This window comes from Acinetobacter sp. D009 (assembly GCF_038562025.1).
Lineage (GTDB): Bacteria > Pseudomonadota > Gammaproteobacteria > Pseudomonadales > Moraxellaceae > Acinetobacter > Acinetobacter pittii.
In genome coordinates, this window is record NZ_CP151886.1 from 3,320,035 (window position 1) to 3,332,266 (window position 12,232).

Sequence of the window (12,232 nt, forward strand, 5' to 3'; positions counted from 1 at the left end):
TTTCTCATGATGTTGGCTGACCCTAGCAAAAAATACCGCCGTATGTACCAGCGTGTGGATTTACCAGATCGCCAATGGCCAAATAACGAAATTACAAAAGCGCCAATCTGGATGAGTACGGATTTACGTGACGGTAACCAAGCAATTTTTGAACCAATGAACATGGAACAAAAATTCAAAATGTTCAAAATGCTTGTGAAAATTGGTTTTAAGCATATTGAAATCGGTTTCCCTTCTGCATCTCAAATTGACTTCGATTTTACTCGCATGTTGATCGAAGAAAATCATATTCCTGATGACGTATACATTGAAGTTTTGGTTCAAGCACGTGACCATTTAATTGAACGTACTTTTGAATCTTTGGCAGGCGCTAAACGAGCGATTGTACATATTTATAACTCGAACTCTCCAACCTTCCGTCAAAAGGTGTTGAATGTAGATGTTGATGGCGCAAAACAATTAGCAATCAATGCTGCTCAAAAAGTTAAAGAGTATGCGGCTCAATATCCTCAAACTGACTGGATTTTCCAATACAGTCCAGAATGTTTCTCTGCAACTGAATTAGAAGTCGCTAAAGATGTCTGTGATGCCGTCACAGAAATCTGGGATGCACGTCCAGATCATAAAGTTATTTTAAACTTGCCTGCGACTGTAGAAGTTTCCACACCAAATGTTTATGCAGACCAAATTGAATGGATGCATCGTAATTTGGCGCGTCGTGATGGCGTAATCATTTCTGTTCACTGCCACAATGACCGCGGCTGTGGTATTGCTGCATCAGAACTTGCCATTATGGCGGGTGCTGACCGTGTTGAAGGCTGTGTGTTCGGTAATGGTGAACGTACAGGTAACGTTGACGTTGCAGCAATTGCATTGAACATGTATACCCAAGGTGTAGCACCAGAGTTAGATTTTTCTAATATTAATGAAGTGATTGCAACGGTTGAAGAATGTACTGGCTTACCGGTACACCCACGTCATCCATATGCAGGTGACTTGGTATTTACTGCATTCTCTGGTTCACATCAAGATGCGATTAAAAAAGGCTTCGAGTACCAGAAAAACGAAGAAATCTGGGATATGCCTTACTTACCAATCGACCCGAAAGATTTGGGCCGTGACTACGATGCTGTAATTCGTGTAAATAGTCAGTCTGGTAAAGGTGGTATCGCTTATTTATTAGAATCAAACTATAACGTTGTATTGCCGCGTCGCTTACAAATCGAATTCAGCCAAGTTGTTCAACAATATGCTGATGAGAACGGTACAGAAATTAACGCTAAAGAAATCTGGACCTTATTTAAAGATGCGTATGTTGATGTGAAGAATCATCATTACACAGTCAAACACTACAAGTTATCTGATATTAACGGCACTCAAATTATCGAACTTGATATTGATGTCGAAGGTGAAACACAACAGCTTCGTGGTGAAGGTAATGGACCAATTTCTGCATTCTTAAATGCACTTCAATTACCAATTGACGTATTGAACTATGAAGAACGTAGTATTAGTTCAGGTGCAAATGCGAAAGCCTTAACCTTAATTGAACTTCAAGTAAAAGGTACTGGTAAAGGCTCATTTGGTGCTGGTGTTCATGACAATACAGTCACCTCGTCCATTGAAGCAATTATTGCGTGTACCAACCGTTTGATTGATCAAGGTGTTTTAAGTACAGATCAGGTTGTTGCCGCCGCTGTTTAATTAAAAAAAAGACTTTGGAAAGGATACCTAGCTTGGTATCCTTTCTTTTTATTCCTGAAAGATTTAAAAGGCGAAATGTTCCCGTGTCTTTTCCAGCTGATTCAGTGGGGTTAGTCACTCCGCAAAAGTTCCAATTTGAAGAACCATTACACCTTGAATGTGATCGTGTTTTGCCACGTTTTGAACTAATGGTCGAAACTTACGGCACTTTAAATGCTGATAAATCAAATGCAATTTTAATCTGTCATGCTCTTTCCGGACATCATCATGCAGCGGGTTATCACCACGAAGATGATAAAAAAGCTGGATGGTGGGATAGTTGTATTGGCCCGGGTAAGGCAATCGATACAAATAAGTTTTTTGTAGTTTCGCTCAATAATATTGGTGGTTGTAATGGCTCAACTGGCCCGACCTCACCAAATCCTGAAAACGATAACCGTCCTTATGGACCTGATTTTCCATTAGTAACGGTACGTGACTGGGTTAAAACTCAGGCCATGCTTTCTGACCGTTTGGGTGTAGATGTCTGGTATGCAGTGGTCGGTGGATCATTAGGAGGCATGCAAGCACTACAATGGTCCGTAGACTACCCTGACCGCCTACAAAAATGTGTGATTATTGCCAGTGCACCAAAGCTTTCAGCACAAAATATTGCATTTAATGAGGTTGCTCGTCAGTCAATCTTGTCTGATCCAGACTTCCATCATGGCCGTTATTTAGAAAATGATAGTTATCCGAAACGCGGACTAATTCTGGCTCGCATGGTAGGTCATATCACCTATCTTTCAGAAGAAGCCATGAAACAAAAATTTGGCCGTGATTTAAAATCTGGCAAATTTATGTACGGTTTTGATGTCGAGTTTCAGGTCGAAAGCTATCTACGTTATCAAGGTGAACAGTTCAGCCGTAACTTTGATGCCAATACCTATCTGATCATGACTAAAGCTTTAGATTACTTTGACCCATCTCGTGAATACGGCCATTCTTTAACTGAAGCAATGGGCAAAACTAAATGTCAGTTCTTGATTGTCTCATTTACAACTGACTGGCGTTTTGCACCAAGTCGCTCACAAGAAATTGTAGATGCGCTTATTACCAATCATAAGCCTGTAAGTTATCTCGACATTGATGCTGAACAAGGTCATGACTCCTTCTTATTCCCGATTCCACTGTATGTCAAAACCATGCGCGCTTTCTTAGGCGGTGAAGAACACTTGAAATCGACGTCACTGGAGGCAAGCTAATGCGTATTGATCAACAACTGGCAGAAAAGTGGATTAAACCCGGCTCAAGCGTACTCGATTTAGGGTGTGGTGACGGTGAATTACTCGCTCATATGAGCCAAAAGCATCAAATTCGTGCTTATGGTTTAGAAATTGATCAAGAAAAGATTGCAATTGCCGTCAGTCGCGGGTTAAATATTATTCAACAAGATTTGAATCTCGGCTTAAGCCGCTTTGCAGACCAGTCCTTTGACTATGTGGTTATGGCACAAGCTTTGCAAGCCGTAGATGCACCCGATGTTTTATTAAGAGACATGGTGCGTGTGGGTAAACAGGCAATTATTACTTTTCCAAACTTTGCACATTGGAAGACTCGCTCTTTTCTTGCATTAAAAGGAATGATGCCTGTATCGGATGCTCTACCATATATGTGGTATAACACCCCCAACATTCATTTATGTACATTTAAAGATTTCGAAGCACTATGTGCTGAAAATCAGATACAAATTATTAATCGACTCGCCGTCAATGGAAATCAGCAGGGAAGCCTGTTAAGCAAACATGTTCCAAATTTGTTTGGTGAAGTCGCTATTTATCGAGTGAGTGCACTATGAAAAAGACATTATTTAGCACACTATTTGCAGGACTGCTAAGTATGCAGGCTCATGCAGATTATATCGCCCAGCCACAATCGGTTGCGAGTCAAGCCGCACGCTTTTCAACAATGGGGATTAACGATCTTCAGAAAGCAGCAAAAGCTGGTCAAGCAGGCGCACAGTTTTACCTTGGTACACACTACCAATATGGTAAAGATGTAGCAAAAGACGAGAAACAAGCTTTCGCATGGTTTAAAGCAGCAGCCGATCAAGGTTTATCACCAGCACAATTAAACGTAGGCCGCATGTATGCGGACGGTATTGGTGTTAAAAAAGATGAGTCTATGGCTCGTAAATACTTTGAAAAAGCAGCAAGCAATGGTGATAATCGTGCAAGCTATAACCTTGCGATGATGGAAGAGCAAAAGAAAAACTACGTTGGTGCTTACCAATGGTATGAGCTTTCAACTCGTGATGGCATGCTCGACAATAAAGTGATTAGCCTATCTGAAGGTAAGAAAACTGCTCTAGCAGCGAACTTAACTCAAGAACAAATCCGTACAGCTCGTGACCGTGCGGACAAATGGATTCAAGCACAATAATAACGGTTCATCCGTAAAAAAACCTTACTCGACTAAAGCCACCTTGTATGCTCTACAAGGTGGCTTTAGTTTAGGTTATCCCATTTTATATTCTATTTGTTTTCCTCTATATCCCCTTCCAAAAAACACGTAACATAACTGCTGTTCGATATTAGCTATAAAGTTTGGTTTTATTATGTCTACCCCACATTGGTTTGATCAGGGCAGTTTAGTTCTTGCCAGCAATAACAAAGGTAAAGTCGCAGAGTTTGAAAAACTTTTTGAACAGCTTAAGTTACCAGTAGAAATTATTCCTCAAGGTCGCCTTAATATTCCTGATGCCATTGAAGATGGTTTAAGCTTTATTGAAAATGCTATTATTAAAGCGCGTCATGCTTCTAAAATTTCAGGTAAACCTGCTATGGCTGACGACTCTGGTATTTGTGTACCAGTCTTAGGCGGCGCACCTGGTATTTACTCAGCACGCTATGCTGGAGAACATGGTGACGATGCAGCTAACAATGCAAAATTATTAAATGACCTTTTGCAATTTCGTAAAAATGGTGAAGCGATTGAAGGTATGTTTGTGTGCGTACTTGCTTTAGTCACTCATGCGGAAGATCCATTACCACAAATTTTCCAAGGTATCTGGCACGGCGAAATTTTAGAAGCGCCACGTGGCGAAAATGGCTTTGGTTATGACCCACTGTTCTGGTTGCCTGAGCTACAAGTTTCTAGCGCTGAATTGTCTAAAGAAGACAAAAACAAGATTAGCCATCGTGGACAAGCGATGCAGTTATTTAGAGAGAGCTTGCAGAAGTAAGCTGATCACATGGCCACAATATGCAGCGTTAAAACATATTAAACTTTGTATAGGCAAATCTTACTTTTCAAAGATGAAAAGTAAGCAAAAATCTTTTGTTAGACTGATGGCACATCCTTGTGCCACAGTCTAACTGGCGATATCCATGCCGCCTTCGCACAAGCAAGTTTAGGAAACTTAGAATTAAATAAAGATTAATCGAACAAGTGTAAAAACACAGCATAAATCGCAATACACACACAACTCACAATCGTCCCCGAAGCAATGTAAGCCGCAGATCTACCCGTCCCTTGATAATGTGTTTCTAGCGCTACAATATTGGCTGCTGGTGGCAGGCAGAACATTAAAAACATCACTCCAATTTGCTGGCTGATATTAGGAATGGGTAAAAATCTATAAGTTAAGCCACAGAGAATAAATCCGCACACTACTTTAAATGCTTGAGCTTTCATACTATAAATTAAGTCTTTTAAATGTACTCGAGTACGGCGTAGCCACATTCCCAGCACACACATACCAGCAAAAGTCATGACAAACTTGGCAACTTCATATACCCAATGTATAGCAGGATGCTCGATATGTTGAGCACCTAACGACCTAAGTAAAAGTGCACAAAATATTGAAATACACGGTGGAGAAGTTAAAACCTTTTTTAATATGTTGAGTTTACTTTGTGGTGTAGTGGTGACTGCCGTAACAGCCCATGCATTTCCAAAAAGAGACATACCAATATATAAGGCCACAATAGGAGCCGTAGCATCAGGGCCAAATAAAGCCATGGCAAAGGGAAAACCAAGCCACCCCATGTTGGTATAACTCACGCATAGCGCTAACAATCTGTCTTTAAATAGAGCTAAATAGGCAAAGAAAATAAGAAATGCTGAACCGAAGCTAAACAGCATCAAACTCAAACTACCTGGCTGATAAAATACCATGTTGTAAATAATCACAATCGGAATCAGGAGTCGTGCAAGCCAAGCTGAGAGAATAGGTTTTATAGTTTCTGCAATGGAAATCTGAGCAAGTAGAAGCCCTGTGATAAATGCCAATACAGGCAGTAGTAGCGCCACACTCTCTCCTCTTGCTCATCAAAACCAGCTTGCTATGCTACACCTTTTCAAAATGAAATGTACTCTCCATTTCAAGTAATTTAAGTGACTCTTTTCAAACTATGTATAAATAAAAAAAGGAGATATGCTGTTTATAAAATTAACTTTTTAGATTTTGGCAGCCATTCATTGTCTTAAAAATGACATATAAATGTCACATTCCTGTCATGGCAACCTGTTGATATAAAGCAAACTGAAAAGAGGTATAAGATCATGGCCGGTTTATCTATTTGGCATGTCGTTATTTTTGCAATTGTCGTTATTTTATTATTCGGTACGTCGAAATTAAAAAATATCGGTAAAGACGTAGGCGGTGCAGTAAAAGACTTTAAAAAATCAGTTCGTGAAGAAGATGAGACTACTGCTCTTAATACTCCACGTACAATTGATGCCCAAGTCAAAACACCTGACAGCACATCAGTAAAAAGCTAAAGGTTTTCGACCATGCTTGATGTAGGAATGACAGAGCTACTCTGTTTTGCAATTATTGCAATTTTAGTTTTAGGTCCGGATAAACTTCCAGAAGCTGCACGCTTTGCTGGTCGTTGGTATGTTCGTCTAAAACGTTATATTACCAATTTGCAAAATGAGATTGATCAAGAGTTGCGTCTTTCTGAGTTTCGAAAAGAAATGCAAGAAGAACTCAACCGCATTGAAGCACTAGAACGTAAAGTACAACAACAGCTTGAAGAAATTCAAAAGCAGAATATTTCTGAAAATATAGATAAGGCTGAGGCAACCAAATCTGTGCCCCAACCTATTCGGATATGTCTTCCTATATCAGGCCATTATAAAGTCCCATACATTAGAAAATTTATGCCTTTAGCATCATCAACTGATATTTCAGAGACATCACCTGTTAAATTGAAGATTGCCGTATGAACCAACTGCCTTCAACCACTGTAAATAATCAGGAAAATTTAGACCAAATGCCAATCATGAGCCATTTGGTCGTTTTACGACGTCATTTATTTAGGATTGTCGGAGTAACCTTATTTTTATTTTTTTGCTTATTACCATTTAGAAATAATACTTACCAATTACTATCTGAACCTTTGAGGCTGCAACTTCCAACCTCCTCCTCAATGATTGCAACAGATGTCACTGCAACATTCATGGCGCCTTTTAAACTCAATTTATTTGTCGCACTTGTGCTGGCAATGCCATTTATTCTGTATGAAATCTGGTCATTTGTTCGTCCAGCGCTGTATCAAAAAGAACGTCATTTAGCACTACCATTACTCATCGGTAGTATTGTCTTGTTTTATGCGGGTGTTGCTTTTGCATATTACATTACTCTTCCGGCAATTTTACATTTCTTTATTAGTGTATCGCCTGAAACTGTTGCACCGATGACGGATATTAATAGCTACCTAAGCTTCTGCTTAAAGTTATTTTTAGTTTTTGGACTGACTTTTGAAATTCCAATCGCGACACTCCTCCTTATTTTAATCGGTGTGGTAAATACAAAAAGCCTTGCTGAAAAGCGACGTTTTATTATTGTTGGATGCTTTTTTGTAGCGATGTTTATTACACCACCAGATGCAATTTCAATGGTGATGTTAGCAATTCCAATGTGGTTGCTTTTTGAGCTCGGCCTGCTCTTTGGTAAAATTCTTGAGAAAAGAAAAATCCATTCTGCTGAATAAAATGATTTCTAGAAAAAAGCCTGAGCCTACAAGTTCAGGCTTTTTTATGTAGAGCACTTTTTAATCTACAAAGCAATAAACTGTCTTCAAAGTGACTTAAAAATGTAAGAAAAGTGTCATTTTCAGTCCATAGAATCAACTCAACAAATATACCCACAAAATTTACGGATTTATTATGACAACTGCTTCTACTCAACCAACGCGTCGCGAAATTTTAAAATGGTTTTCGGGGATTCCTTTTCTACCATTAGGAGCGATGGCTACGGCAGCAACATTAGCAGGTTGTAATGATAGTGATGACAGCTCAGTAGTCACTCCCACACCACAACCAAGCAAATTTAAAAATGCAAAATTCACAGCAATGCCAGCGCCAACAACTGCAGCTGATCGTGCAACAACTGTAGTGAATTCTAAATTAAAAATTGATTGGGAAAATTCAACCAGTACTGAATACCAACTCGCTTATAAACCTTTCTTTAAAACTGGTGATAGCGTACCAAAACTTGGTGGTGGGACGATTATCGCGGGTGGTTATTTTGATGTTAACGGCAATCCAATTATGGATAAGTCAGTTGCTGGTAAAGAACGTCAATTCTTTTCAGACTGTCCAGATGGTTCATCTCTAATTCAATTAGAAGGTGCGAAAGTTGAAGGCGTAGCAAACCCAGTGTTCCATGTTGTTCAATTTGAATACAACTCTAAAGACCAAGCAGGCGGTGATACTTACGGTCAATTACCTTCACCAATCGCAATTTTGACTTTAGATCAAGACCAAAAAACAGGTCACTTAGAACTTAAAAAATACTTCAACGTTGATACTGCACCAGTACACGGTTTATGGATTACTTGCGGTGCTAGCTTATCACCTTGGAACACTCACTTATCAAGTGAAGAATATGAGCCAGATGCATTCAATCAAGGTATTGGCGGTACAGATCCAAAATATCTTGGTAAATACTTCTTTGGTGATGAAACTAAAGCAAACCCATATAACTATGGTCATTTGCCAGAAGTAACAGTTAACCTTGATGGTACTGGTAGCATTAAAAAGCACTATTGTTTAGGTCGTATTTCTCACGAACTTATCCATGTTATGCCAGACAACCGTACAGCACTTATGGGAGATGACTACACCAACGGTGGCTTCTTCATGTTCGTTGCAGATAAAGAAAAAGATTTATCGGCAGGGACACTATACGTTGCTAAATACATCAATACCCTAACTGAAACCTCAACTGCTAGCATTCAATGGATCAAACTTGGCCATGCGACTAGTAAAGAAATTGAGGATTTAGTTGCTGGTGGGATTAAGTCAACTGACATCATGGAAAGTTTAACAACCAATCCAAATGATGCGAGCTATACTGAAATCACTTTGGCAAAGAAACAGCTTTGGGTCAAACTTAAACCAGGTATGGAAAAAGCAGCAGCTTTCTTGGAAACACATCGTTATGCAGCACTAAAAGGTGCAAGTATGGCGTTTACCAAGATGGAAGGTACTAACGTAAATATTAAAGATAAAGTTGCTTACTCTGCTTTAGCTAATATTCAAGATTCAATGGTCATTGGTGGTAAAGGTTATGTCGCTGGACATAATGTCGCGTTCTCTAAAAAAATTACTGCTGGTGGGGTTCTGGCACACAAGTTAGGTAATAGCTTTACAGATAATGAAGGCAGCGCAATCAATAGTGAGTGGGTTCCTCTTTACTCATATATGCTGCTCATGGGTGAAGATCTTGCTGCGAAAGATAGTTTAGGTAATACAGCGAACCCAGACAAAATTGCTAGCCCAGACAATCTGAAGTTCTCTGAAACTTTACGCACATTATTCATTGGTGAAGACTCAGGTAACCACGTGAACAACTTCTTGTGGGCATACAATGTAGATACCAAAGAATTAACACGTTTACTTTCTACACCGGCAGGTGCAGAGTCAACAGGTTTACATGCGGTAGATTCAATCAACGGTTGGACTTACATCATGAGCAACTTCCAACATCCAGGCGATAGTAGTAGTGTACCTGAGGATGTTAAGGCCTTAATTAACCAAAATTACAACAATGGTTATAGTGCTAACGTCGGCTATATTACAGCAGACCCAATTGCCCCTTCAGTCACAACTAAATAATTTTTCATAACCTCTCTAAATATTAAAGCTGGCCAAGGTCAGCTTTAATATTTTTACATTCAACTTTTACTTTTTATGAAAATTAAATGAAAAGTTACAGAACTTTTCATTAACTTATCATCAAAACGTCAACGCCTCGTCACATTCACAAACTAAGCTCATGAAGAATTTTAGAACAATCTCTTTATTTACTTAGGAATTTCCCATGACAGAGCTGACGCCATATCATGAAGACCAAGAATTGGATAACAATACTTCTGACAACATCCACTTTCGTGACATTTTAGAACAACACATCAGTCGCCGTAGTTTAATTACTAAAGCAGCAAGTGGTGCTGTAGCGTTAACTTTAGCCTCTACATTAACAGGCTGTAATGATAGCGATGATGATTCAGGTTCTAACAACGGTGGAACCACACCTGTAGATCCAAATAAAAAACCAGAAAAATTAACTTTTACCGCAGTTGCGAAAAACCATAATGATATTGTGACTGTACCTGAAGGTTACGAAGCGAATGTCATTTATGCATTGGGTGATTCAATCAACCCTAATTTTGGCGAATGGGACGATAATAATATTCCATCAGGCCCAAGCTTTCAGTTCCGTTCAGGCGACTGTCATGATGGTATGCATTATTTTGGTTTAAATACTTCAACAAACCGCTTTGACGAGAGTGCTTCAGCGCAAGGTTTGTTGGTCATGAATCATGAATATATTAATCAGACTTTCCTTCACCCCAAAGGCCCAACAAAAGTTGATGGACACCGCCCTGAAGATGAAGTTATTCGTGAAACCAATGCGCATGGCGTTTCTATTGTTTACATCAAAAAAGATGCTGCAACTCAAAAAGTAACAATTGATAAAAATTCTATTTTTAACCGCCGTATTACAGCATCAACAGAAATGGATTTTGCAGGTGCTGCAGCTGGTTCTGGCTTGCTTGCAACTCGCTTCTCCCCGACTGCTCGTAAAACACGTGGTACCCATAATAACTGCGGTAACGGTTATACGCCTTGGGGTACATACTTAACCACTGAAGAAAACTTTATTGGTTACTTTGCTCGTAGTACGACTGATGACGCGTTACGTACTCCAGAAGAAATTATTGCACTGAAACGCTATGGCTTAAAAGCAGGATCTGGCTCACGTTATGGCTGGGAAACAGCAATTGGTCAAGTAGAGTCACAAGACTTATATGACCGCTGGAATGCCGACGTAAAAGCTGCACAAGCTACCCAAGATTATCGTAACGGTCCAAATACATTCGGCTGGATGGTCGAGATTGATCCGTTTGATGTTCGCCTAAATCCGGTTAAACGTACTTCACTTGGTCGTTTTGCACATGAAGATAGTGCTTGTCGTGCCGTTGTAGGTCAACCATTAGCATTTTATATGGGCGATGATTCTCGCGGTGAGTACATCTATAAATTCGTCTCTACCGCAGTGTGGGATGTCAAAGATGTAAATCGTGGTTATGCGGCTGGCGACAAATACATGAACGCAGGTAAATTGTATGTTGCCAAGTTTAATAACGATGGTTCAGGTCAATGGATTGAACTTGCTTATGGCAAAAATGGATTAAATGAAAGCAACACGACCTACCCATTTAAATCTCAAGCAGACGTTGTCACATTTGCACGTTTAGCTGCCGATGCAGTCGGTGCTACAAAAATGGACCGCCCAGAATGGTGTACGGTCAACCCAGTGAACGGCGAAGTTTATGTCACACTCACCAACAACTCAAATCGTGGTAAAGATTACGCGACCGATGCTGCAAACCCACGTAACTACACAGACCTCTACAACGGCACTAAAGAGCAAAAGGGTAACGTGAACGGTCATATCATCCGTTTTAAAGAAATGGATGACAAAACGACTGCTGAAACCTTCAAGTGGGATATTTATCTATTCGGTGCAGAAGCATCTATGGCCTCAAACATCAACTTATCGGGTCTCACAGACAACAATGATTTGTCATCTCCAGATGGTATGTGGTTTGACCCACGTGGCGTACTTTGGATTCAAACAGATGATGGCGCATACACTGATGTCACTAACTGTATGATGCTTGCTGCGCTGCCAGGTCAGATTGGAGATGGTGCTCCTGCAACTACGTCAAATGGTCAGCAAACTTTAGTCGGTGCTAAAGTTACAGACTCAACTTTGCGCCGTTTCTTGGTGGGACCTAAGCAATGTGAGATTACAGGTATTGCGATGACACCTGACTACAAAGCAATTTTCATTAATGTTCAACATCCTGGTGAAGATTCTGCAAGTTACTCAACACCAGAAAGTAACTGGCCAGCAACCCAGAAAGATCCAAGTAACAAAACTGCGCGTCCACGCTCAGCAACTGTTGTGATTACCCGTAAAGATGGTGGTGTGATCGTGGGTTAATTCTTAGATGATTAAAAATGC

General features: G+C 40.0%; 11 protein-coding genes. 10 read left to right on the top strand and 1 reads right to left on the bottom strand.

All coding sequences use genetic code 11. The annotated features are described in order from the left end of the window. Positions 1-6: 6 nt before the first annotated feature. From leuA to rdgB, 5 genes are all read left to right on the top strand, one after another. Positions 7-1,704 carry a 2-isopropylmalate synthase gene (leuA, locus tag AAC388_RS15830; RefSeq protein ID WP_005066113.1) on the top strand — a complete coding sequence of 566 codons (1,698 nt, stop codon included), beginning with the start codon at positions 7-9 and terminating at the stop codon, positions 1,702-1,704. A gap of 83 nt (positions 1,705-1,787) precedes the next feature. Then, the gene (locus tag AAC388_RS15835; RefSeq protein ID WP_002114709.1) at positions 1,788-2,948 is read left to right on the top strand and encodes a homoserine O-acetyltransferase; all 1,161 of its coding nucleotides are present in this window, start codon (positions 1,788-1,790) and stop codon (positions 2,946-2,948) included. Further along, positions 2,948-3,541, top strand: coding sequence for a methionine biosynthesis protein MetW (gene metW / locus AAC388_RS15840; protein WP_001217230.1), 594 nt, complete (start codon positions 2,948-2,950; stop codon positions 3,539-3,541). The genes AAC388_RS15835 and metW overlap by 1 nt, the downstream gene beginning before the upstream one ends. Next, entirely contained in the window at positions 3,538-4,125 is a 588-nt protein-coding gene (locus AAC388_RS15845; RefSeq protein WP_017385717.1) for a tetratricopeptide repeat protein, read from the top strand. The genes metW and AAC388_RS15845 overlap by 4 nt, the downstream gene beginning before the upstream one ends. Before the next feature lie 175 nt (positions 4,126-4,300). Continuing rightward, on the top strand, positions 4,301-4,927 hold the full coding sequence (rdgB, locus tag AAC388_RS15850; protein ID WP_342370911.1) for an RdgB/HAM1 family non-canonical purine NTP pyrophosphatase: 627 nt from the start codon (positions 4,301-4,303) through the stop codon (positions 4,925-4,927). Between the two features lie 194 nt (positions 4,928-5,121). Here rdgB and AAC388_RS15855 read toward each other — a convergent pair whose 3' ends face one another. Continuing rightward, positions 5,122-5,997, bottom strand: a complete 876-nt coding sequence (locus AAC388_RS15855) for a permease (RefSeq protein WP_342370912.1) — start codon at positions 5,995-5,997, stop codon at positions 5,122-5,124. A 252-nt stretch (positions 5,998-6,249) separates the two neighbouring features. On the opposite strand from AAC388_RS15855, the gene AAC388_RS15860 reads away from it, so the two are divergent. The 5 genes from AAC388_RS15860 to AAC388_RS15880 all read left to right on the top strand — a co-directional run bounded on the left by AAC388_RS15860 (position 6,250) and on the right by AAC388_RS15880 (position 12,211). Next, the gene (locus tag AAC388_RS15860; RefSeq protein ID WP_002114991.1) at positions 6,250-6,468 is read left to right on the top strand and encodes a Sec-independent protein translocase subunit TatA; all 219 of its coding nucleotides are present in this window, start codon (positions 6,250-6,252) and stop codon (positions 6,466-6,468) included. 12 nt (positions 6,469-6,480) lie between these two features. Continuing rightward, a complete protein-coding gene (gene tatB, locus AAC388_RS15865; RefSeq protein ID WP_002114889.1) occupies positions 6,481-6,918 on the top strand; it encodes a Sec-independent protein translocase protein TatB in 438 nt (145 codons plus the stop codon). Continuing rightward, on the top strand, positions 6,915-7,685 hold the full coding sequence (gene tatC, locus AAC388_RS15870; RefSeq protein ID WP_044101265.1) for a twin-arginine translocase subunit TatC: 771 nt from the start codon (positions 6,915-6,917) through the stop codon (positions 7,683-7,685). Before tatB ends, tatC begins: the two co-directional genes overlap by 4 nt. A gap of 175 nt (positions 7,686-7,860) precedes the next feature. Further along, positions 7,861-9,813: an alkaline phosphatase PhoX gene (locus tag AAC388_RS15875; protein WP_017398797.1), complete on the top strand. Its 1,953-nt coding sequence runs from the start codon at positions 7,861-7,863 to the stop codon at positions 9,811-9,813. Between the two features lie 205 nt (positions 9,814-10,018). Beyond that, positions 10,019-12,211 (top strand): PhoX family phosphatase, encoded by a 2,193-nt coding sequence (locus AAC388_RS15880; protein WP_342370913.1) that lies wholly within the window; start codon positions 10,019-10,021, stop codon positions 12,209-12,211. Positions 12,212-12,232 lie beyond the last annotated feature (21 nt).